Below are 21750 nucleotides of genomic sequence, written 5' to 3' on the forward strand. Positions count from 1 at the left end.
ACCACCGCGACGTCAGTAGGCGACGGTGAAGCGCTGGCGGCGGTGCGCCGGGTGCTCGATCTCGTCGACCACGGCCAGGCCGAAGTCGGCGCCCGAGATGAACGACTGGCCCTCGTCGTCGACGAGCAGCACGTCGCCGCCCGTGCGGTAGGTGCCGAGCGCCTCGCCGGGCGCGAACGAGCCGAAGCCGCCCGCGGGGCTGATGTAGAACCAGTCAAGGCCGCTCTCGTCCGCGCGCAGATGCTCGAGGATCCGCTCGGCCTCGCGCACCTCGGGCAGGATCTCCTGCGGGAAGCCCTCGGTGTCCATCACCTTGGGGCCGCCCTCGGCCACGAGTAGCGAGCCCGCGCCGCCCACGACGCCCAGGCGCACGCCCGCCTCGGCGGCGAGCTCGGCCAGCTGCGCGACCGTGCCCTCGACGCGGCCCTCCATGTCGCCGCGCGGGGCGACGGTGACGAGCACCACATCGGCGTCGGCGACGATCGCGCGGGCCGCGTCGCGATCGCGGGCGTCGGCCTGGCGGTAGTCGACGCCGGGCTGCGGCTCGTCGGGCAGGGTGCGGCTGTACGAGACCACCTCGAAGCCGCGCTCGGCGGCGGTGCGGACGATGTGGCCGCCGGCGTAGCCGGTGCCCCCGATGACGGCGATGCGGGTCATGCTCTTCTGTTCTCCGTTCACTGCTTGGTGGCGCGCTCGACGGACATGACGAGGATCACGCGATCCGCGGCATCCGGCGGCGGGGTCTGGCTGGGGTTGCCGTAGCGGTTCTGCAGGTGCACGTAGAACGCGCCCTCCGGGTCCGGCACGACCTCGACGAGCCGCCCGGCCACCTCGAGGTAGCGGAACACGTCGTCCGGGTCGGTGATCGACAGCGCCATCGACGGGTTGTGCTGCAGGTTGCGGTACTTCTGGCGGCGCGTGGTGTGCGTGAACCGCACGTGCTCGCCGTCGAACTCGAACCACATCGGCGTCACCTGCACGGTGTCGTCGGGGCGGATCGTGCCCAGGTGCCCGTACAGCGGCAGCTCGAGCAGACGCGGCGACGGGAGTCGAACCCGCCACGCTCCCGGGTATGAGCCGGAGCCCGGGACCGCCCGGACCGCCGCGAGGCGCTCCCACGCTAACCCGGGCCGGCGACACCCGCGAGGGATGTGACGAAGCGTGACTCAGGCGCGCGGCACGTCCCGGTCGGGCGCGGCCGCCGGCAGCGCGGGATCGAGGGGGCGGGCGTCCGGATCGAACGCGTGGAAGCGGCGGTCGTGGTACAGCAGCGGCTCGGCCTCGGGGCCGATCACGACGTCGAGCACCTCCGCGACGACGAGCGACGAATCGGCGACACGCAGGGTGTCGATGATGCGGCAGCGCAGTGTGGCGCGGGCGTCGGGCAGGAAGGGGCGCCCCTCCGCGCCCCACTCCCACCCCTGCGCGGCCGTGAAGCGCTCCTCGCCCGAGCGGGAGAAGGCCAGGGCCGTGGCGGCATGCTGCGCGCCGAGCAGGTGGATCGACAGGTCGCCGGCGGCGAGCAACCCGCCCGCCGACCCCGTGGCGCGGGTCACCGAGAACGACACGGCCGGCGGCGCGGCCGCCACGGACGACAGGCTGGACGCCGTGAGCCCCACGGGCCCTCCCGGCGCGAGCCCCGTGATCAGGGTGACGGCGGCGGGATGCTGGCGGAACACGGACTTGAACCGGTCGGTCATCCCCGTCGCGTCGGTCATCGGTCTGCCTCATTCGTGCGCATACTTCGACCGTACGTCCTCCCGCACCCCACCGGCGCCGGTCCGCGCGGCTCAGGACGGCTCGTGCGGCGCGAGGTCGTCGACCGCAGGCCCCTCGATCACGCGCCCGTCCGGCGCGAAGCGCGAGCCGTGCAGCGGGCAGTCCCACGTGCGCTCGGCGCCGTTCCAGCGCACGATGCCGCCCAGGTGCGTGCACACGGCCGACACGGCGCACCGCTCGCCGCGCACCGTCGACTCCGCCACGATCGCGGCGCCGCGCCGCTCGACGGTCGCGCTCTCGTCGTCGGCTCCCCCGCCAGGCGCCGCCCAGCCGCCCACGAGGTGCCCCGCGACGGCGGCGTTCACGGTCACGGCCTCGGCGGCGTCGCGCAGCCCGCCGCGATGCGCGCGCAGGCGCGCCGACCACTCGGGCTCGTCGCCCGCGATCTGCCCCGCCAGCGCGAGCGCCGCCGCCGGGGCGTTCGTCATGCCCCACTTCGCGAACCCGGTCGCGGCGAAGATCCGCCCCTTCGAGCCGGGCACCTCGCCCGCGTGCGGGATCGCGGATGTCGTGCGGTAGTCCTGCGCGGCCCACCACGTGATGCGCCACGCGCGCGGGTAGACCGCGCGCACCCACGCGTCCAGCGCCTCCAGCCGCGCCGCCGTGTCGTCATCCCTGCCCGTCTCGAACGGGTCGCCCGCCACGACGAGCACCGGCTCGCCGTCGAGCCCGCGCGCCGAGCGCAGCGAGCGCGGCACGGGGTCGACCGAGAGGTACATCGCCTTGGGCGGCCGCACGGCGTCGGGCAGCCGGTACGCCGCGGCGAACTCGCGCGAGACCGCCAGGCGCGACGACATCCGGCCGCGGTCGAGGATCGGCGTGCCCGTCGCGAGGATGAGCCGCTGCGCCCGGATCTCGCCGCGCTCGGTCGACACGCGCACGCCGGAGTCCCCCGGCTCGGCGGCGCGCACGCGACAGCGCTCGAGCACGACGCCCCCGCGGCGACGCAGCCGGGCGGTGAGCGCGGCGAGGGCGAGCATCGGGTGCAGCTGATCCTGGTCAGGCAGCCGCAGCGCGGCGGAGACCTCGAACGGCAGCCCCGCGGAGCCGCGGCCGTGCCGCTGCACCTCGACCCCCGCGGCCGCGAGGGCCTCGGCCTCGTCGTCGAGCGCGCTCACGCCGTCCTCGGTCGTCGCGTAGGTCACGGCGTCCCGCCGCGCGATCGTGCCGGGGGTGTCCTCCAGCCGCTCGCGCATCCAGTCGCGCGCCGCCGCATTGCCCGCGCGGTACGCGCGCAGCACCTCGTCGCCGGCGTGGCGCAGGATGCGGCTGTACATGCCGCCCTGCAGCAGGCTCAGCTTGCCCGTGGTCCCCCCGGTGGTGCGCGCGCCGAGCTTCTCGGCCTCGAGCATGGCCACGCTGAGGCCGCGTTCGGCGAGGGCCAGGCCGGCGGCGATGCCGGCGAGACCCCCTCCGGCGATGGCGACGTCGACATCCGCCGGGAGGTCCTCGTCGACCGGGATGGGCGGGGCGGTGGCGTGCCACAGCGATCGAGCATCCGTCATGACCCGATCCTGCCGCGCGCGGCCGGGCGGCGCCGCCCCCTTGTCGCCCGCTCGGCGCCGTGATAGCCGCGCCGAGCGGAGGCGCCGGAGGGTTACATCGGCGCCTCGCAGGAATCAACCCCCTGCCGGTCGGGGGCGCGGCGTCCCAGGCTGGCAGCACGACATCCGAACCGGCCCGACATCCGAACCGGCCCGACATCCCAACCGGAAGGGGACGAGCACATGACGAACGCCGCAGACGAGGGCCGCGAGCGCGCCGCCGCCGTGGACGAGGACATGCAGGACTTCGACCCCCTGGAGGAGCCGAGCACGAACGAGCGCGACACGTCGGTGACCGCCGACCCGCTCGACGATCCCGCCCAGCGCGAGTGGGAGGGCGTGGGCTCCGATGCCGAGGCGACGGGCACGGGCGGTCTCGGGACGGACGTGACGGGGACGGGCGCCGATCCGGCCGAGATCCCCGACGACGAGGACCAGGTGCCCGTCGAGGACCTGCCCGGCTTCGAGGTGCAGCCGGAGTCGCAGGGCGAGGACCCCGAGCTCGCCGACCTCGGCCCCGAGGGCCAGGGCGACGTCTCCCCCGAGGACCTCTGAACCGCCACGACGAGATGAGGGGATCGGACATGCGCGAGGAGATCCCGCCCGGCGGCGGGGGTGCCGACAGCGGCGCGGCCGACGCGCCGCGGGTGTCGCCGGGCGACCGGGGATCGATCCAGAACGTCTCGAGCCAGAACGACCTCCCGGGCGTGGGCACGCGCGCCGCGGACGGATCCATGGAGCCGCGGCCCGCGCGGCGGGAGGACGCTCGCGGGGCCGAGCGCCCATCGGCGGCACAGCCCGTCGACGACGGGCGGGCGCCCCGCCGCGGCTCCCGCGACAGCATGCGCGGCGGCCGCGCCGCGTGGTGGCTGATCCCCGCCGGGCTCCTCGGCGCCGTCTGCGTCGTGCTGTTCGCGGTCTCGGTTCCCGAGGCCGGGCTCGTCGCCTGGCTCGGCATCGTGCTCGAGGTGGTGCTCTTCGCGGCGATCGTCGCGGTGTCGCTCACCCAGCCGCTCGGCGGGCGCCGCAGCGCGCTCTTCGCGAGCCTGCTCGGCGCGATGGCCGTGGTCGGCGTCGCGATCGCGCTGACGATCTACGCGATGGCGACGGCGGCATGACGGCCGTCATCCACCGGCAGACGGCCGCCCCGATCCCCCGCGTGCGCGGCGACGCGACCCTCGCCCTCCTGGCGGAGGGCTACGGCTTCGGCGCCCGCCGGTTCGACCGGCTGGCGTCGGATGCGTTCCGCACCCGCCTGCTCGGCATGCCCGCGACATTCGTGCGCGGCCCCGAGGCGGCGCGGTTCTTCGCCGAGGGCGACCGCTTCTCGCGCACCGCGGCCATGCCCGCCTCGGTGCTGCACTCGCTGCAGGACGAGGGCAGCGTGCAGACACTGGCCGGCGACGCGCACCGCACCAGGAAGGCGCTCTTCCTCGAGCTGCTCGAGCCGGCGGGCCGCGAGCGGATGGCGCGGCTCGTGCGCGAGGAGTGGGACGCCGCGCTGCCGGCGTGGGAGCGCACCGACATGGTGCGGCTGCACGAGGTCGTCGCCGAGGTGCTCACGCGCGCGGCGTGCCGCTGGGCGGGGCTGCCGCTCGACGACGACACCGCCCGCGCCCGCACCGAGGAGTTCCTGGCCATGCTCGACGGCGCCGGCGGCTTCGGCCCGCGCAACTGGCGCGGTCGGCTGCGGCGCCGGTCCACCGAGCGCTGGGCACAGGAGCTCGTGCGCGACGCGCGCGACGGCAGCCGCGGCGCCGTCGTGGGCAGGCTGATCGCCCACCGCGACGCCGACGGCAGGGGCTTGGACGACGAGGTCGCCGCCGTCGAGCTCATCAACCTGCTGCGCCCCACCGTGGCCGTCGGACGGTTCGCGGTGTTCGCCGCGCTCGCGCTGCACCGGCACCCGTCCTGGGCCGAGCGCTTCCGCGCCGGCGACGAGGAGCACCTGCGCGGCTTCGTGCAGGAGGTGCGCCGCACGGCGCCCTTCTTCCCGCTCGTCGCGGGACGCGCGACCCACGAGCTCGAGTGGCGCGGCGAGCGCTTCGCGCCGGGCGCCCTCGTGGCGCTCGACATCTTCGCCACCCACCGCGATCCGGCGCTGTGGCCCGAGCCGCTGCGCTTCCGCCCCGAGCGGCACGATCCCGCCGCCGGTCCCGACGACCGGCGCGCGCACGCCGCGAACGCGCTGATCGCCCAGGGTGCCGGCGACGACCTCGCGACCACCCACCGCTGCCCGGGCGAGCCGCTCGCGATCGAGCTGCTCGAGGAGATCGTACGGCTGCTCACGCAGCGCACCGCCTACGAAGTGCCGCCGCAGGACCTCGGGGTGGACCTGCGCCGGTTCCCCACCCTGCCGCGATCCGGGTTCCTCATGAGCCGGGTCCGGCGGGCGTGATCCGCACCGACATCGACGAGGAGATCTGATGAGAGCGCTCACCTGGCAGGGACGCCGCAACGTATCGGTCGAGCAGGTGCCCGACCCGCGCATCGAGGAGCCCACCGATGCGATCGTCCGCGTGACGTCGACCGCGATCTGCGGATCCGATCTGCACCTGTACGAGCTGTTCGGCCCGTACCTCGACGCGGGCGACATCCTCGGGCACGAGGCGATGGGCGTCGTCGAGGAGGTCGGAGCCGAGGTCACGTCGCTGCGCCCCGGTCAGCGCGTGGTCGTGCCGTTCAACATCGCGTGCGGGCACTGCTGGATGTGCCGTCACGGCCTGCAGTCCCAGTGCGAGACGACGCAGGTGAGAGAGCAGGGCACGGGCGCGGCGCTGTTCGGCTACACCAAGCTGTACGGCCAGGTTCCCGGCGGGCAGGCCGAGCTGCTGCGCGTGCCGCTGGCCGACTACAACACCGTCCCGGTCGGCGAGGAGCTGCCGGACGAGCGCTACCTGTTCCTCAGCGACGTGCTGCCCACGGCGCTGCAGGGCGTGCAGTACGCGCACGTGCCCGAGGGCGGCACCGTGGCCGTGCTCGGGCTCGGCGCCGTCGGACAGTTCGCCTCCCGCATCGCGCGGCATCTGGGGCACCGCGTGCTGGCGGTGGATCCCGTGCCGGAGCGGCGCGCGATGGCGGCGCGCCACGGGGTGGACGCGTACGACATCGACGAGGCGGCCGAGCGCGTGCGCGACGCGACGGACGGCCGCGGTGCCGACGCGGTGATCGACGCCGTCGGGCTCGAGGCGCACGGCACCCCGGCCGTGCACGCCGCCCACCACGCGCTCGGGGCGCTGCCGGACGCCGTCGCCCGCCCCGTGATGGATCACCTGGGCATGGATCGCACGGCCGCGCTGCTGGCGGGCATCGACCTAGTGCGGCGCGGCGGCACCGTGTCCGTCAGCGGCGTGTACGCGGGCGACGCCGACATCCTGCCCATGAAGACGATGTTCGACAAGCAGCTCTGCCTGCGCATGGGACAGTGCAACGTGAAGCGCTGGGTGCCGCAGCTCGTGGAGCTCGTGGAGCGGGAGGACGATCCGCTCGGCACCGCCGACCTCACCACCCACCGGGTGCCGCTGGCCGAGGCGCCCGACATGTACCGCACGTTCCAGCGCAAGGAGGACGGCTGCATCAAGGTCGTCCTGGACCCGGCGGCCTGAGGGGCAGGTCCGCACGATGACGGATCGGATGCTCGAGCGGGAGGAGTACGAGCGAGAGCCCGTGCGCTCGCTCGCGGAGCTGGAGGAGCTGGTGGCCGCGCGGCCCGCGCTGCACGCGCGCTACTCGCAGGGCCCGGCGGACGACGGCGACGGCGGCAGCATGGACACCGAGAGCGGGCTGGAGCTGCCGGGGCTCTCGGTCAATCCGCTCGCGCCCGAGCCGTGGTGGACGCGGCCGGTCGCCGACTGGCTGGCGCGCCAGCTGTGCCAGTACCGGCACCTCGCGGAGGCGCACCCCGACCGGCACGCGTGGGTGCTCACCGGCCGGCTCGTGGGCCGCGGACCCGACTGCGAGCCGCTGCTCGCGCACGCCGTGCCCGTCGCGCGACTGGACGACCGGCTGCTCGAGGAGGCCGACGCCCGCTATCGCGAGGCGTTCGACGCGGGTCAGGGGCCCGAGGGCTGAGGGAGCCTCAGCCGAGGGGGGCGCGCAGCGGCAGGTCCTGACCCTCCAGGATCACCTGGGCGGCGGCTCCCGTCGCGGTGTTGACGACGACCGGCGCGAGGAGGTTCACGTGGACGCCATCCGCGCCGGGGTTCGCCACGACGAGCACGAGTGCGTCGTCGGGCGAGTCGAGCGCGAGCGCCTGCGCCTGCTCGTCGTTGAGCACGGGCGCGTAGCCGGGCAGCGACACGGCCGGATCGACGAGGAACATGCGCAGGTCGGCGTCGGCGACGGCGCGCAGCGCGAACAGGCCGTCGGCGCCGTCGACGGGCGACAGCACGAACTCCGTGTGCGGGGCCAGCCCCGGCGGCGGGGCGACGAACTGCAGGGCCGCGCTCACGCGAGGAAGTCCAGCAGGGTGGGCTGCAGCACGCGGCTCGTGACCTGCAGCGACGACTGGTAGACGAGCTCCTGCGCCCGCAGCTGCACGAGCACCTCGACGGTGTCGACGTCCTCGACCGCGGCGCGGCGCGTCTCGAGCGAGACCGACTTGTTCACGGCCACCTCCTGCGCGCGCTCGATCTGTGCCTGGCGGGCGCCCACGGCACCCTGGGCACTGAGCATAGCCGTGGTGCGCTCGTCGATCGCGGTCACGTGCGCGCCCACGTTCACGCCCGCGCGCAGGTCGGCGATGATGCGGTCGACGAGGGCGAAGGCCGAGTCGTCGCCGGCCCCGAACACGGCCGCGCCGTCGGCGTCGACGCGCACCGTGACGCCGTCCGAGATGCGGCGCGTCACCTCCGAGCCCGGCACGCCGTTGTACGCGTAGTCGCCGCCCTGGAAGGCGGATGCGGCATCCGACGTGCCGGCGAACACCGAGCGCCCGAGCAGGCGGGTGTTCGCGGCGGCGAGCAGCTCGTCGCGGATCGTCTCGAGCTCGACGGCGATGGCCTCCTTCGCCGTGGCGTCGAGGGCGCCGTCGTTGGCGCCCTGCAGCGTGAGCACGCGCACCCGCTGCATGAGGGTGACGCCCGACGAGATGGCCTGGTCGGCGGTGGTCACCCACGCCATGGCGTCGTCGATGTTGCGTGCGTACTGCTCGTTGCGCTCCTGCTCGGCGTGCACCGCGAGCGTCGCGGCGGCGGCCGAGGGGTTCTCGGACGGCGAGAGGAAGGCGCGCTGCGAGGTGGCCTTCTCCTGCAGCTTCGAGAGCTCGGCGAGGTTGCTCTGGAGGTGGCGCAGCGACGCCTGCGTCATGGTCTGCGCGGTCACGCGGGAGATCATCGTGTTGCCTTTCGGACGTTCTGGGCTCAGCGGCCCACGAGGCCGGTGCGGTTGATGAGGACGTCGAGCGCCTCGTCGACGGCCGTGAGCACGCGGGCGGCGGCCTGGTAGGCCGTCTGGTAGGTGAGGAGGTTGATCGTCTCCTCGTCGCCGTCCACGCCGGCGACGGACTGCTGGGCGGCGGCGCTCGTCACGGCGGCCACCTCGGCGACCGTCGCGCGCTGGGCGTCGCCGGCCGTGGCGACCCCCAGGCTCGTGACGAAGTCGGCCCACAGCGCGTCGGGCGAGCCGGCGGCGGTGCCGATCTGCGAGATCGCGTCGGCATTGGACGAGTCGTGCGCCCCGCTGTCCGGGCGCGCGATCGCGAGCTCGGAGCCGCTGGTCGGCACGACCCGCAGCAGCAGGGCGGGTGCGCCGGTGCCCGAGACGTCGAAGAACGCCCCGCCCGGCGTGCCGTCGGACGTCACGCCCTCGGCGTGCTGCGCGTTCACGGTGGTCGCGAGGCTCGTGGCCAGGCGGTTGTAGGCGTCCGCGACGCCGGCCAGCGTGCCACCGTCGGCCGCGGGCGCGAGCACCGACAGCGTGCCGCCCAGCGCGCCGCCCACCGAGGCCAGCGGCACGTCCGGGCGGTGCGCCCACGCCACGGTGACGGGCTCGCCCTCCGCGAGCCCCTGCGGACCGCTCGCGACGAGGTGGCGCGACTCGGTGCCCGCGACGAGCGCGTTCCCGTCGATCCGCACCGTCATGGTGCCGTCGGGCTCGATGGTCGCCTGCGCGCCCGTCTGGCGCGCGACCTCCTCGGCCAGCACGCCGCGCCGATCCATGAGCTCGTTGGCCGAGCGGCCCGAGTTCAGGGCGTCGCGGATCTCGCGGTTCAGCTGCGCGATCTCGTCGGCGGCCACGTTCACCTCGGTCACCGTGCGGTCCACGCCCGCGCGCAGGCCGCTCCACTGATCCGTGACCGCCGTGTAGCCGGCGGCGATCTGCGACGACAGCACGCCCGCGTTGTTCAGCACGACGGCGGCGGCGGCCCCGGAGTCCGGCGAGTTGGCGAGGTCCTGCCAGCCGCTCCAGAAGCGGGTGAGCGCGGCGGCGAGGCCGGCCTCGGTCGGCTCGGACAGCGCGGACTCCGCGATGCCGGCCACCTCGGCGCGCACGCCCCAGTACGCCGAGGCGCCCACCGCGTCGCGCACGCGCGCGTCGAGCAGCGCGTCGCCGAGCCGCGCGATGCCGTCCATCGAGACGCCCTGGCCGGGCACGACACCCGTGCTGAACATGCCCGCCCGCGCGACGGGCGCCAGCGCCGAGGTCTCCAGCCGCTGGCGCGTGTAGCCGGGGGTGTTCTGGTTGGCGATGTTCTGACCGGTCACGTCGATGCCGCGCCGCGCGGCGGCCAGCGCCGAGGCGGCGGTGTTCAGTCCCGAGAAGGTGGACAAGTCTCTCTCCCTCAGCTCACGTGCCGTGTCGCAGTGCGAATGTCACAGCTCGAAGTCACAGTGCGGTGTCGAGGATGCGCGGGCCGGCATCCCCCTTGGTGCTGGTGCCGTCGGCGCCGTACTCGCCGGTGTCGACGCCCAGGCCGGCGATCGCCTCCTGGGTGGCGCGCAGGGCCGCGCGCAGGTGCACGGTGTTCGCGTCGCGCCGCTCGGCGACCTGGGCGGCGAGCGCCGTCAGGGCCGCGAGATGCTCCTCGAAGACCTCGCGCCACGCGTCGGTGGGCGCGTGCGCGATCAGGTCGCGCAGTGTCGCCTCGGCGGGGGCGCCCCATTCCTCCGCGACCGAGGTCACCTCGATCGCGCGTCCCAGCCCCGCGTGACGCATGCGGCCGAGCACGTCCTCGACCTCGTCCGCGGCGAGCTGGACCCACCGCGAGCGGCCGGCCGCGAGGATGAGCTCCTGCTCCTCGAGCTTGAACAGCAGGGACTCGAGCAGCTCGCGCTCGCGCCACAGCCGCATCGACAGCTCGTTCGCTCCCATGTGACCGATTCCCATCTCCCCCTGATACGCGACACGCCATGGCCGCGCACTTGACACTGTCGGCAGGTTTGCCACTACGGTTACGAGTGTCCGGGTAGTACATGGGTAGAAGTCCCCAGAATCTCCCCGGATACGAAACTGAAGATTCGCTCCTCCACCGCCCCGTTCCCCCGAAAGGCGGCTCCGGCATGACGCATGTCGAGCGCGATCGTCTCATCGTCGAGAACCTGCCCCTGGTGGGCTTCCTGGCAGCCGAGCTCAGCTCGCGTGCCACCCACATCCCGCGGGAGGATCTGGCCGCGGCCGGAGCGCTCGCGCTCGTGACCGCCGCCGAGGCGTTCGACCCCGATCAGGGTGTTCCCTTCGGAGCGTACGCCAGGCGGCGCATCCTCGGGGCCTTCGCCGACGAGATGCGCTCCATGGACTGGGCCTCGCGCGGCATCCGCCGCCGCATCAAGGAGACCGTGGCCGTGCGCGACACGCTCGCGGCGGGCCTGGGACGCACGCCCACGCACGACGAGATCGCCACGGCGATGGGCGTCGACACGGCGGCGGTGGCCGAGAGCCTCGCCGACGCAGCCCGCACCATGACCAGCATCGACGAGCCGAGCGTCTACGAGGTGGCCGCCGAGCAGCCGCTGCCCGAGGACGCCGCCGTGCTGGGCGAGCGGCAGGACGTGCTGACCCGCGCGATCGCCGCGCTGCCGGAGCGGATGCGCTTCATCGTGCAGGCCGTGTACTTCGAGGAGCGCCCGGTGAAGGACGTGGCGGCGGAGCTGGGCGTGTCGCACTCGGCGGTGTCGCAGCAGCGCTCGGAGGCGCTGCGCCTGCTGCGCGACGCGCTCGACCGCTTCTACGCCGACGAGCCCACCGCGTTGCCCGTGCCCACCTCCCGCGTGTCGGCCTCCGCGCGGGAGTCGTACTTCGACCGCATCGCCGCCGGCGGCGGCCGCCTCGCCCACGCGTTCCTCCCCCGCGCGGCCGGCGCCTGATCGGCTCGCGCCGCGCCTAACGGATGGGCGGGCGCTGCCGATAGGTCTGCATGGAGCTCACGGACGGGCTCCGCACCACCACCCAGTCACGGAGGAACACCATGGGTATGCAGATCAACACCAACGTGTCGGCGCTCAACGCCTACCGCAACCTGTCCAACACGCAGAACGATCTGTCGAAGTCGCTCGAGAAGCTCTCGAGCGGCCTGCGGATCAACCGCGCGGCGGACGACGCGGCCGGTCTCGCGATCTCCGAGGGCCTGCGCTCGCAGGTCAACGGCCTGAACGTGGCCGCCCGCAACGCCCAGGACGGCATCTCGGTCATCCAGACCGCGGAAGGCGCCCTGACGGAGGTCCACTCCATCCTGCAGCGCATGCGCGACCTCGCGGTGCAGGCCGGCAACGACTCGAACAACGACAAGTCGCGCGCCGCGATCCAGACCGAGGTCGACCAGCTGACCTCGGAGCTCACCCGCATCTCGACGTCGACGAACTTCAACGGCATCTCGCTGCTGACGGGCGCGACGGCGGGCGACGGCAGCGGCCAGCTGACGTTCCACGTCGGTGCCGGCGGCGTCGCTGCGAACGACCAGATCGTCGTGGACCTGACCGGTGCCGACGTGACCGCGGTCGCGACGGCGGTCGGCGCCCTGACGTTCGACACGGCGGCGAACGCCGCCGCGTCGATCGCGGCGCTCGACACGCAGATCACGAACATCTCGTCGGCTCGCGCCGAGCTCGGTGCGGCGCAGAACCGCTTCGAGTCGACCATCAACAGCCTCAACGTGTCGGCCGAGAACCTCTCGGCCGCGGAGAGCCGCATCCGCGACACCGACATGGCGTCGGAGATGGTCAAGTACACCGCCGCGAACATCCTGTCGCAGGCCGGCACCGCCATGCTCGCGCAGGCGAACCAGTCGACGCAGGGCGTGCTGCAGCTGCTGCAGTGAGCCGGCTGACCGCCCGGGCGAGACGCGGCCTCCGCTCTCGCCCGGGCGGTCCCCCACCATCCCCCGAACCGGGAAGGCGACATGTCACTCTCGCTCGACGGACTCGCGTCCGGACTCGACACGACAGCGCTGATCGACGCCCTCATGGACGTCCAGGCGATCCCCCGCACCCTGCTGCAGAACAAGGCGGACGACAAGGGCGTCGTCATCAGCCACCTGCAGACCCTGAACACCTCGCTGCAGGACCTGCTCACGAAGGCGACCGGCGCGAAGAAGGCCGACTCACTCGCCGCCTACACCGCCACGAGCTCGAGCGACGCCGTCGCCGTGACCGCCTCCGCCGGGGCCGCCGCGTCGCGCATGGAGGTCGTCGTCGACCGCGTGGCCACGGCCCACACCGTCGTGACGTCGGCGCTGACGGAGTGGCCCGAGCAGCCGCCCACCCTCACGCTCGTCGACGCCGAGGGCAACCAGACCGAGATCGTCGCGGTCGGCACCTCTCTCACCGAGGTCGCCGCCGCCATCAACAAGGCGGGCGCGCCCGTGACCGCGCAGGTCGTCTCGGCCGGCGTCGACGCGAACGGCGACCCGCTGCAGCGCCTGCAGCTCGTCGCGAACGCCAGCGGCGCCGCCGGCACCTTCCAGCTGTACCGGGGCGACGCCGCCTCCGTCGACGCGGGCACCGCCGTCGACCTCGCGACCGAGCCCGGCGCGGCCGTCGTCGCCCAGGGCCAGGACGCGCAGGTGCGGCTGTGGGCGGGCACGGCGGCCGAGCAGGTCGTCACCTCGTCCACGAACACCTTCGACGACCTCATGCCCGGCATCGACGTGACCGTGTCGAAGGTCACGAGCGAGCCCGTCACCGTCTCGGTCTCCGCCGACACCGCCGCGAGCGCCAAGACCGCGAAGTCGTTCGTCGACTCGATCGCCGCGGTGCTCAAGCGCATCGACGAGGGCTCCAAGGCGACGGTCGGCGGCGCCGGCGAGAGCACGACCCTCGGCGTCTACACGGGCGACAGCACCGTGCGGGCGCTGCGCCGCGCGCTGGCCGACGCCGTGCAGTACCCCGTCGACGGCGTCTCGCCCTCGTCGATCGGCATCTCGATCGACCGCTACGGCGTGCTCACCTTCGACGCCGAGAAGTTCGAGGCCGCCATGGCCGACGATCCCGCCCTCGTCGAGAGCGTCTTCACGGGGATCGCGACGCGCGTCGAGACCGTCGCCGACCAGTACTCCGACCGCTACGACGGCCTGCTCACCTCCCGCATCACGGGCCAGGAGAGCGAGGTCGACGCCCTCGAGGACCAGATCGAGCGCTGGGACCTGCGCCTCGAGCAGCGCCGCGCCACGCTGGAGCGCACCTACGCGAGCCTCGAGACGATGCTCTCCCAGATGCAGTCGCAGCAGGCGTATCTCACCTCGCAGCTTTCCGCGCTGCCCACCTACAACAACGGGAAGAAGTGATGACCGCATTCGCACCCGGCGCCCGCGTCGCGCAGCTGCGCGCGGCCCAGCAGCGCTACCAGACCGACGCCGTGCTCTCGGCCACGCCCGAGCGCCTCGTCACGATGCTGTACGACCGCCTGCTGCTCGACGTCGAGCGCGCCGAGGCCGCCCAGCTCTCGGGGAACTGGCAGGACGCGTCCACCCACCTCGTGCACGCGCAGGCGATCGTCGCCGAGCTGAACGCATCGCTCGCCGACACGTGGGACGGCAGCGCCTCGCTGCGGGCGCTCTACGTGCACCTCACCACGACCCTGATCGGCGCGAACATCGGGCGCGACCCGCAGCGCACGCGGGAGTGCCGCGACCTCATCGCGCCGCTGCGCGAGGCCTGGCACGGCGCCGCGCAGGCCGCGGCCGCCCCGGTGCACGCCCATGCCTGACAGCGACGCGCTGCGCGAATGGGCGGCGCTCCTCGACCGCTTCGAGCGCGACCTCGCGCCCGGCACCGCGCCGACGGCGTGGGCGAGGCCGGCCGCCGATCTGCCGCCCGAGCTCGAGGCGCGGGCGCGCCGCGTGCTGCAGGCGCAGCGCGAGCGCGTGGCCGCGCTGGCCCGCGAGCGCGACGAGACCCTCGCGCAGCTGACGGCGCTGCGCCGGGTTCCCGGCGCCCCGGAGGGCCGCCCGGCGTACGTCGATCTGGACGGCTGAGAACCCGCTCCTAACGCGCGGCGCGCGGCTGCCGATAGAGCACCGTGAGCACGGATCGCTCGACCCTCAGGCCACGGATCGGCCGGACAGCTGCTATTGAAGGGCACACGTCCTCGTGTTCGACTCGGTCACCCTCAGCGCCCTCACGAGCGCGCTCGACGGCCTGTCGCAGCGACAGCGCGCAATCGCCGACAACATCGCGAACGTCAACACCCCCGGCTATCACGCCAAGCGGGTGCAGTTCGAGGACGCCCTCGCCCGCTCGGTGGCCGAGGGCTCCGGCGTCGCCGAGGCGACGACCGCCGAGTCGCTCGAGCCCACGCGGCTGAACGGCAACAACGTCAACCTCGACACCGAGACCCTGTCGAACATCGACACCGTCCTGCGCTACCAGTTCGCCAGCCAGGCCATCGGCGGCTCGTTCAACGGCGTGCGCACGGCCCTGCGCACGACCTCGTGAGGAGGAACGCGTGACCTTCGACGCGATCGGCATCGCCGGCACCGGCCTGACGGTGCACCGCAAGTGGCTCGACGCCCTCAGCGACAACATCGCCAACGTCAACAACGCCCGCGCCACCGACGAGGCGGCGTTCCAGGAGCGCTACGTGACGGTCCAGAACTCGGCGGACAGCCCCGGCGTGTACGTCGCGGGCATCGCGTACGGGGACGAGGAGGGCCGCGTGGTGTACGAGCCCGACCACCCGCTCGCCGACGACGACGGCTACGTGCGCTACCCCGACATCGACCTCGGCGCCCAGATGAGCCAGCTCATCCTGGCCCAGCGCGGCTACCAGGCGAGCGCCGCCGTGGTGGACCGCGCGAAGACGACCTACGAGGCCGCCCTGCAGATCGGACGCTCCTGATGCCCCCCATCGACGCCATCGACTCCCTCTCGGGCGCGGCCGATGCGCTGCTCCCCCGCCCCACGGCCCCCGCCACCGACGGCACCGCGTTCGCGGACTCCGTCACGGGCGCGGTCGACGAGCTGGCGAAGCTGCAGGCCACCTCGAACGAGCTCGCCGTGGCCGCCGTGACCGGTGACCTCGACGACATCCACTCGGCGATGATCGCCTCCACGCGCGCCTCGGTCACGCTCGAGCTCGTCGCGGCCGTGCGCAACAAGGGCGTCGACGCCTTCAACGAGATCATGAGGATGCAAGCCTGATGCCCCAGGCGGTGAGCGGCTTCTTCGGGCGGATCGGGCGCGCGATCTCGGGCTTCACGCTCGCGCAGCGCACGATCGCCATCATCGGCGTGGCCGTGCTCGCGCTCGGCGTGATCGCCCTGACGAGCTGGCTGACGCGGCCCCAGTACGCGCCGCTGTTCACGGGGCTCACCGCCACCGACGCGAGCGCCGTGGTCGAGCAGCTGCAGACCGCGAACGTTCCGTACGAGCTCGCCGACGGCGGCGCGACGGTGCTCGTGCCGCAGCAGGACGTGTACGACCAGCGCCTCGCCGCCGCCGCGGCGGGCCTGCCGGGCGACGGCACGAACGGCTACACCCTGCTCGACGACATGGGCGTGACCACGAGCGAGTTCCAGCAGTCGGTCACGTACAAGCGCGCGATCGAGGGCGAGCTGGCCCGCACGATCTCGTCCATGGAGGGCGTAGGCGCGGCCTCGGTGCAGTTGGCGATCCCCGAGGAGAGCGTATTCGTCTCCGAGACGGTCGATCCCACCGCCTCGGTCTTCGTCGAGACGAAGTCCGGATCGACGCTCAGCCGCGAACAGGTGAACGCGATCGTGCACCTCACCTCCGCCGCGATCAGCGGCATGGCGCCCGAGAACGTCGCCGTGATCGACCAGGCGGGCGAGACGCTCTCGGCCGTGGGCACCGGCCCGGCCGGCGGTCTCGACGACCAGGCCTCGGCCTACGAGGCCAAGGTGGCCGCGAGCATCCAGGAGATGCTCGATCGCGTCGTCGGCGCCGGCAACGCCACCGTCACGGTCGCCGCCGACGTGTCCAACGCCACGAGCGAGCGGGTGGACGAGACGTTCACGAACCCGGAGGACGTGCCGCCCGCGACGGAGGAGACGCGCACCGAGACGTACACGGGCACGGGAGGCGGCGCCGGCGTGCTCGGCCCCGACAACATCGCCGTGCCCGACGGCCAGGGCGCCGGATCGTACGAGTCGAGCGAGACGATCGTCGACAACAGCGTGAACAAGAGCACCGAGCGCGTCTCGACGCCCGCCGGGGCCATCGAGCGCCAGACGGTCTCGGTCGCGGTGAACGAGGAGGCCGCCGCCGGCCTCGACGTGGGCCAGCTCGAGGAGCTCGTCGCCACCGCCGCCGGCCTCGACGCCGCGCGCGGCGACCAGGTGACCGTGGCGACGATGCCCTTCAGCACGGCCGACGCCGATGCCGCGCAGGCCGCGCTGGAGCAGGCGCGCGAGGCCGAGCAGGCCGAGCGGATGGACGCGCTGCTGCGCACCGCCGCGATCGCCGTCGCCATCGCCCTGCCGCTGCTGATCGGCGTGATCATCCTCGCCGTGCGCCTGCGCCGCCGCCGCACCGCGGACGAGATGGAGCCGATGGCCGCCCTCGACGCCACCCCGACGCTCCTGCTCACGCCGCAGGACGCGGCGGAGCCGCCCACGGTCGCCTTCGAGACGCCCCAGATCGAGACGCCGCCCACCGTTCCGCTCGGCCTCGACATCGACCCGGAGCCCGAGGGGCCGGAGCCCGACCAGATCGCGCTCGAGCGCCACCGCATCGAGCTCGAGTCGATCGCGCGCCGCGACCCGCAGAAGACCGCCGAGGCGCTGCGCGCCATGATCGGCGAGGAGGTGAGCGTGTGAGCACGCTCACCGGCACGCAGAAGGCGGCCGTCGTCCTCATGAACCTCGATCGCTCCCGGGCGGTGGAGGTCATGAAGCACCTCACCGAGACCGAGGCCGAGGAGATCGCCGCCGAGATCATCCGGATGCGCCAGCCCGACGCCGCCACGACGGCGCGCGCGCTGCGCGAGTTCCACCGGCTCGCGAAGGGGCACCTGCCGCCGGGCCGCGGCGGCCGCGACGTCGCCGCCTCGCTGCTGGAGGCGTCGTTCGGCGCCGACCGCGCCGCGGGCGTGCTCACGCGCGTGAACTCGAGCATGGCCGGCACCTCGCTGGAGTTCCTCAACGCGGCCGACCCCGAGCAGCTCGCGACGCTGCTGGAGGGCGAGCTGCCCCAGACGATCGCGCTCATCCTGGCGCACCTGCGCACCAGCCACGCCGCCCACGTGCTCGCCGCCCTCCCCGATCCGCTGCGCACCGACGTCGCGCAGTCGATCGCGACGATGGGATCGGCGACGCAGGAGGCGATCGCGGTCGTGGCCGAGACGATGCGCTCGCGCACGGGCGTGTTCGCGATGCGCGAGGGGGCCGAGGCGGTGGGCGGCGTGCAGCCGCTCGTCGAGATCATCAACCGCTCCGACGCCACGATCGAGAAGGCGCTGCTCGAGAGCATCGACGCGCGCGACACGGCGCTGGCCGAGGAGATCCGCTCGCGCATGGTCACCTTCGCCGACATCGTCAAGCTCGAGGACCGCGACGCCCAGCGCGTGCTGCGCGGCGTCGACATCCGCACGCTGGCCCTTGCGCTGAAGGGCGTGAACCAGGCGATCGCCGACGTCATCCGCAAGAACGTCTCGGAGCGCAACCGCGAGGTGCTCGACGAGGAGATCCGGATCATGGGCCCGGTGCGCGTCTCGCAGGTCGAGGAGGCGAGGGCGGACATCGTCCGCACGATCCGCTCGCTCGCGGCGTCGGGCGACATCACGGTGCACCGCTCGGACGAGGACGAGTATGTCTACTGACGCCCCCTCGTTCACCTCAGCGGTGTTCCCCCGGATCGACCGGCGCGGCGCCGAGCTGGAGCGCGAGTTCGAGGCCGCCCGCATCCGCGGCTACGCCGCCGGTCACGCCACGGGCATGCGCGCCGCGAACGAGGCCGTCTCGCTCATCCGCGAGGAGCTCGCGCACGAGCGCCAGCAGGAGCGCATCGCGGCCGAGCGCCGCATCGGCCAGGCGCTCGTCGCGCTCGACGCCGCCGTGGCCGCGCTCGCCGCGCGGGAGCGCGAGCTCGTCGAGGCGGGCTGCCGCACGCTCGAGCGGCTCGCGGTGGATCTGGCCGAGGCCGTCGTCGGCCGCGAGCTGAGCACCGCGGACGACGCCGCGGCGCTCGCCGTGCGCCGCGCGCTGTCCGGCGCCGGCGCGGCCGAGGTGCGGGAGCTGCGTCTCAACCCCGTCGATCTCGAGACGCTGCGCGAGGCCGGTGCCGCGCCCGACGGGCTCGCCCTCACGGCCGACGCCTCGCTGGCGCGCGGCGACGCCGTCGCGGTGCTGCCCGAGGGCCTCGTCGACGCGCGGGTCGCGGCGGCCTTCGACCGCGCCCGCCGCGCCCTCGAGGCCGGCGACGCCGCCGAGACGGGTGGCGGGTCATGAGCTGGGACGCCGTGCTCGAGGCCGTGCGACCGGAGCGGATGGGCTCGGTCGCGCAGGTGCGCGGACTCGCCGTGGAGGTGCGCGGGCTCGACAGCGCCGTCGGCGACCTCGTCACGCTCGGCGACGGGATCGCGGCGGAGGTCGTCGCGACGGGCACCGACGGCGCGCGCTGCATGCCGCTCGCGCCCGTCACGGGGCTCACGGCGGGCGCCCCCGCTCGCGCGGGCGGCGGACCGCTGCGCGTGCCCGCCGGCGACGCGCTGCGCGGACGGGTGCTCGACGGGCTGGGCCGCCCGATCGACGGCAAGGGCCCAATCGACGCCCCGCGCGTCACGCTCGACAACGATCCGCCCTCGGCGATGGATCGCGCCCGCATCGACACGCCGCTCTCGCTCGGCGTGCGCGCGATCGACACGCTCACGACGGTGGGCCGCGGCCAGCGGCTGGGCCTGTTCGCCGGATCGGGCGTGGGCAAGTCGTCGCTGCTGTCGATGATCGCGCGCGGCACCGAGGCCGAGGTCGCCGTCATCGCCCTCGTCGGCGAGCGCGGCCGCGAGGTGCGCGAGTTCCTCGAGGACGACCTCGGGCCGGAGGGCCTCGCGCGCTCGGTCGTCGTCGTGGCGACCTCCGACCAGCCCGCGATGGCCCGCCTGCGCGCCGCGTTCACGGCGACGCGCATCGCCGAGTCGTTCCGCGACGAGGGCGCGCACGCCGTGCTCATGATGGACTCCCTCACCCGCGTGGCCATGGCCCAGCGCGAGATCGGGCTCTCGGCCGGCGAGCCGCCGGCGACGCGCGGCTACCCGCCGTCGACGTTCTCGGTGCTCGCCCGGCTCCTCGAGCGCGCCGGCACGGGCAGCCGCGGATCGGTGACCGGCCTGTACACGGTGCTCGTCGACGGCGACGACCACAACGAGCCGATCGCCGACGCCGCGCGCTCGATCCTCGACGGCCACATCGTCCTCGATCGCGCGCTCGCCGTCACGGGACATCATCCGGCCATCGACGCGCTCGGATCGATCTCGCGCGTCGCGTCGAAGATCACCACGGCCGACCAGCGCCGGCTGGCCACGCAGCTGCGCACCGTCATGGCCGCGCGCCGCGGCGCCAAGGACCTCATCGACATCGGCGCCTACCAGCCGGGAGCCGATCCGCGCGTCGACGCCGCCGTGGCGCACGACCGCGACATCACCGCCTTCCTCACCCAGGCACTCGACGAGTCGTGCCCCGCCCCCGAGGCGTGGCGACGGCTCGAGGTGCTCGTGTCGTCTTTCGGAGACCTGTCATGAGCGAGCGCTTCTCCCTCTCCGGACTGCTGCGGCTGCGCGGCGTGCACGAGCGCGCCGCCGCCGAGCGCGCGTCGCGCGCGTCGATCGCCGCGCGCCAGGCCGAGGCGGGCGAGCGCCGCACGCGCGCCGCCCTCGCCGGCGCCGGCGACGCCGCGGTCGATGTGCGCTCCCTCGCCGCCATCGCCGCCTCGCGCGCCGCGGCCAGGGCGCAGCTGAGCGAGCTGAGCCGGCTGAGCGACGAGCGCCGCGACGCCGAGGAGGATGCGCGCCGCGCGCACGCCGAGGCCAAGCGCCGCGCGCGGGGACTCGAGAAGCTCGAGGCCGCGCACCTCGAGCGCGAGCGCAGCCGCGAGCTGCACGCCGAGCAGACCGCGCTCGACGAGATCGCCACGGGACGCTGGGCGTCCACACCCCGGGAAGGAGCCGCATGAGCATCTCCGCCATCACGGATCGGATCGCCGGCATCCAGTCCGCCATCCAGGAGCTGAGCACGCCCGCCGCGACGTCGACGGCCCGGGCCGCGACCACGGCGACGGCGGCGGCCGGCACCGGGGCCGCGGACTTCGGCACCGTGCTGAACACGCTCGCCGGCGCCCCGGCCGGCGGCGTCACGGGCGCCGACATCGTGGCGCAGGCCAAGAACTACCTCGGCGTGCCGTACGTGTTCGGCGGCGAGGACGAGACGGGCATGGACTGCTCGGGCCTCGTACAGCGCGTGCTCGCCGACCTCGGCATCGACGCGCCGCGCGTGGTGCAGGACCAGGCCGACATCGGCGTGGAGGTGCCCTCGCTCGACCAGGCGCAGCCGGGCGACCTCATCGTCACGAAGGGCGAGGGCCACATCGTGATCTACGCCGGCGACGGCAAGATCATCCACGCTCCCCGCCCCGGCAAGGACGTGCAGCTCGTCGACAACTACCTCTCCCCCGGCGAGATCTCCACGATCCGCCGCGTGGCCACCGCCGCCGCGCCCGCCGTCGCCGCGACCCCCGCCGCGACGGCCACGCAGGCCGAGCTGCTCACCGCGATGCAGAGCGTCTTCGCCACGCAGCAGACCGGCCTGTCATCGGCGCTCGGCCTGCTGACGGGGGCGAGCTCGTGAGCCTCGTCGGCCTCGTCGCCGCCCCCGCCCCCGCCGCGCCCTCGGCCGGCCGCGGCCAGGGCGCGCAGGGCACGGCCGGCGGCTTCGCGGCGGCCCTCGCCGCCGCCGGTACCGGTGACAAGGTGCAGGCGAAGCTGACCGCCGCGGCCGACGCGGCGGGGTTGATCGATTGGTCGCTGTCGGTGGACTCGACCGTCG

The 21750-nt window shown here is 74.1% G+C and carries 27 protein-coding genes, 1 tRNA gene and 1 pseudogene; 20 read left to right on the plus strand and 9 right to left on the minus strand.

Annotation, left to right across the window (positions count from 1 at the left end; translation table 11 throughout):
- Positions 1-12: 12 nt before the first annotated feature.
- The 5 genes from ACYVJ0_RS06090 to ACYVJ0_RS06110 form a co-directional block, all read right to left on the minus strand.
- Positions 13-657, minus strand: a complete 645-nt coding sequence (locus ACYVJ0_RS06090) for an NAD(P)-dependent oxidoreductase (protein ID WP_460816660.1) — start codon at positions 655-657, stop codon at positions 13-15.
- Between the two features lie 17 nt (positions 658-674).
- On the minus strand, positions 675-1034 hold the full coding sequence (locus ACYVJ0_RS06095; protein WP_460816715.1) for a PPOX class F420-dependent oxidoreductase: 360 nt from the start codon (positions 1032-1034) through the stop codon (positions 675-677).
- Positions 1035-1107, minus strand: a tRNA-Met gene (locus ACYVJ0_RS06100).
- 59 nt (positions 1108-1166) lie between these two features.
- On the minus strand, positions 1167-1718 hold the full coding sequence (locus ACYVJ0_RS06105) for a flavin reductase family protein (protein ID WP_460816662.1): 552 nt from the start codon (positions 1716-1718) through the stop codon (positions 1167-1169).
- Positions 1719-1790: 72 nt separating this feature from the next.
- Positions 1791-3284: an FAD-dependent oxidoreductase gene (locus tag ACYVJ0_RS06110; protein WP_460816663.1), complete on the minus strand. Its 1494-nt coding sequence runs from the start codon at positions 3282-3284 to the stop codon at positions 1791-1793.
- Between the two features lie 222 nt (positions 3285-3506).
- Between ACYVJ0_RS06110 and ACYVJ0_RS06115 the strand changes: the two genes are divergently transcribed.
- Genes ACYVJ0_RS06115 through ACYVJ0_RS06135 form a run of 5 tightly spaced genes read left to right on the plus strand, consistent with a single transcriptional unit; the run spans position 3507 to position 7394 of the window.
- Positions 3507-3878 carry a sugar ABC transporter ATPase gene (locus tag ACYVJ0_RS06115; RefSeq protein ID WP_460816665.1) on the plus strand — a complete coding sequence of 124 codons (372 nt, stop codon included), beginning with the start codon at positions 3507-3509 and terminating at the stop codon, positions 3876-3878.
- A 29-nt stretch (positions 3879-3907) separates the two neighbouring features.
- On the plus strand, positions 3908-4441 hold the full coding sequence (locus ACYVJ0_RS06120) for a hypothetical protein (RefSeq protein WP_460816667.1): 534 nt from the start codon (positions 3908-3910) through the stop codon (positions 4439-4441).
- Positions 4438-5721 (plus strand): cytochrome P450, encoded by a 1284-nt coding sequence (locus ACYVJ0_RS06125; RefSeq protein WP_460816668.1) that lies wholly within the window; start codon positions 4438-4440, stop codon positions 5719-5721. Before ACYVJ0_RS06120 ends, ACYVJ0_RS06125 begins: the two co-directional genes overlap by 4 nt.
- A gap of 28 nt (positions 5722-5749) precedes the next feature.
- On the plus strand, positions 5750-6928 hold the full coding sequence (locus ACYVJ0_RS06130) for a zinc-dependent alcohol dehydrogenase (protein WP_449853936.1): 1179 nt from the start codon (positions 5750-5752) through the stop codon (positions 6926-6928).
- A 16-nt stretch (positions 6929-6944) separates the two neighbouring features.
- On the plus strand, positions 6945-7394 hold the full coding sequence (locus tag ACYVJ0_RS06135) for a DUF6098 family protein (protein ID WP_460816670.1): 450 nt from the start codon (positions 6945-6947) through the stop codon (positions 7392-7394).
- Positions 7395-7401: 7 nt separating this feature from the next.
- Here ACYVJ0_RS06135 and ACYVJ0_RS06140 read toward each other — a convergent pair whose 3' ends face one another.
- The 4 genes from ACYVJ0_RS06140 to flgN are packed head-to-tail and all read right to left on the minus strand — an operon-like array spanning position 7402 to position 10634.
- A complete protein-coding gene (locus ACYVJ0_RS06140) occupies positions 7402-7773 on the minus strand; it encodes a flagellar assembly protein FliW (protein ID WP_460816672.1) in 372 nt (123 codons plus the stop codon).
- Positions 7770-8645, minus strand: a complete 876-nt coding sequence (gene flgL, locus ACYVJ0_RS06145; protein ID WP_460816674.1) for a flagellar hook-associated protein FlgL — start codon at positions 8643-8645, stop codon at positions 7770-7772. The genes ACYVJ0_RS06140 and flgL overlap by 4 nt, the downstream gene beginning before the upstream one ends.
- Positions 8646-8683: 38 nt before the next feature.
- Positions 8684-10093, minus strand: coding sequence for a flagellar hook-associated protein FlgK (flgK, locus tag ACYVJ0_RS06150; RefSeq protein ID WP_460816676.1), 1410 nt, complete (start codon positions 10091-10093; stop codon positions 8684-8686).
- Between the two features lie 55 nt (positions 10094-10148).
- On the minus strand, positions 10149-10634 hold the full coding sequence (gene flgN, locus ACYVJ0_RS06155) for a flagellar export chaperone FlgN (protein ID WP_460816678.1): 486 nt from the start codon (positions 10632-10634) through the stop codon (positions 10149-10151).
- 188 nt (positions 10635-10822) lie between these two features.
- On the opposite strand from flgN, the gene ACYVJ0_RS06160 reads away from it, so the two are divergent.
- The 15 genes and pseudogenes from ACYVJ0_RS06160 to ACYVJ0_RS06230 all read left to right on the plus strand — a co-directional run.
- Positions 10823-11626 carry a sigma-70 family RNA polymerase sigma factor gene (locus ACYVJ0_RS06160; RefSeq protein ID WP_460816680.1) on the plus strand — a complete coding sequence of 268 codons (804 nt, stop codon included), beginning with the start codon at positions 10823-10825 and terminating at the stop codon, positions 11624-11626.
- 101 nt (positions 11627-11727) lie between these two features.
- Positions 11728-12576, plus strand: a complete 849-nt coding sequence (locus ACYVJ0_RS06165) for a flagellin N-terminal helical domain-containing protein (protein ID WP_460816682.1) — start codon at positions 11728-11730, stop codon at positions 12574-12576.
- Positions 12577-12657: 81 nt separating this feature from the next.
- Positions 12658-14040, plus strand: coding sequence for a flagellar filament capping protein FliD (gene fliD / locus ACYVJ0_RS06170; RefSeq protein WP_460816683.1), 1383 nt, complete (start codon positions 12658-12660; stop codon positions 14038-14040).
- Positions 14040-14462: a flagellar export chaperone FliS gene (gene fliS / locus ACYVJ0_RS06175; RefSeq protein WP_460816685.1), complete on the plus strand. Its 423-nt coding sequence runs from the start codon at positions 14040-14042 to the stop codon at positions 14460-14462. The genes fliD and fliS overlap by 1 nt, the downstream gene beginning before the upstream one ends.
- On the plus strand, positions 14455-14730 hold the full coding sequence (locus tag ACYVJ0_RS06180; protein ID WP_460816686.1) for a hypothetical protein: 276 nt from the start codon (positions 14455-14457) through the stop codon (positions 14728-14730). Before fliS ends, ACYVJ0_RS06180 begins: the two co-directional genes overlap by 8 nt.
- A 115-nt stretch (positions 14731-14845) precedes the next feature.
- Positions 14846-15190 (plus strand): flagellar basal body rod protein FlgB, encoded by a 345-nt coding sequence (locus ACYVJ0_RS06185; protein ID WP_460816688.1) that lies wholly within the window; start codon positions 14846-14848, stop codon positions 15188-15190.
- A gap of 10 nt (positions 15191-15200) precedes the next feature.
- Entirely contained in the window at positions 15201-15593 is a 393-nt protein-coding gene (locus ACYVJ0_RS06190) for a flagellar basal body rod protein FlgC (protein WP_460816690.1), read from the plus strand.
- Positions 15593-15895 carry a flagellar hook-basal body complex protein FliE gene (fliE, locus tag ACYVJ0_RS06195; protein WP_460816692.1) on the plus strand — a complete coding sequence of 101 codons (303 nt, stop codon included), beginning with the start codon at positions 15593-15595 and terminating at the stop codon, positions 15893-15895. Before ACYVJ0_RS06190 ends, fliE begins: the two co-directional genes overlap by 1 nt.
- Positions 15895-17532 carry a flagellar basal-body MS-ring/collar protein FliF gene (gene fliF / locus ACYVJ0_RS06200; RefSeq protein WP_460816694.1) on the plus strand — a complete coding sequence of 546 codons (1638 nt, stop codon included), beginning with the start codon at positions 15895-15897 and terminating at the stop codon, positions 17530-17532. Before fliE ends, fliF begins: the two co-directional genes overlap by 1 nt.
- The gene (fliG, locus tag ACYVJ0_RS06205; RefSeq protein ID WP_449853951.1) at positions 17529-18533 is read left to right on the plus strand and encodes a flagellar motor switch protein FliG; all 1005 of its coding nucleotides are present in this window, start codon (positions 17529-17531) and stop codon (positions 18531-18533) included. Before fliF ends, fliG begins: the two co-directional genes overlap by 4 nt.
- On the plus strand, positions 18523-19161 hold the full coding sequence (locus tag ACYVJ0_RS06210; RefSeq protein WP_460816696.1) for a FliH/SctL family protein: 639 nt from the start codon (positions 18523-18525) through the stop codon (positions 19159-19161). Before fliG ends, ACYVJ0_RS06210 begins: the two co-directional genes overlap by 11 nt.
- Complete coding sequence (locus ACYVJ0_RS06215) at positions 19158-20450, plus strand: FliI/YscN family ATPase (protein ID WP_460816698.1); 1293 nt, start codon at positions 19158-19160, stop codon at positions 20448-20450. The genes ACYVJ0_RS06210 and ACYVJ0_RS06215 overlap by 4 nt, the downstream gene beginning before the upstream one ends.
- Entirely contained in the window at positions 20447-20881 is a 435-nt protein-coding gene (locus tag ACYVJ0_RS06220; protein WP_460816700.1) for a hypothetical protein, read from the plus strand. The genes ACYVJ0_RS06215 and ACYVJ0_RS06220 overlap by 4 nt, the downstream gene beginning before the upstream one ends.
- The gene (locus ACYVJ0_RS06225; RefSeq protein WP_460816702.1) at positions 20878-21552 is read left to right on the plus strand and encodes a C40 family peptidase; all 675 of its coding nucleotides are present in this window, start codon (positions 20878-20880) and stop codon (positions 21550-21552) included. Before ACYVJ0_RS06220 ends, ACYVJ0_RS06225 begins: the two co-directional genes overlap by 4 nt.
- 95 nt (positions 21553-21647) lie before the next feature.
- Positions 21648-21750 (plus strand): annotated as a pseudogene (locus ACYVJ0_RS06230) (IS5/IS1182 family transposase); the annotation flags it as partial.

It is taken from the genome of Microbacterium petrolearium, from assembly GCF_054782875.1.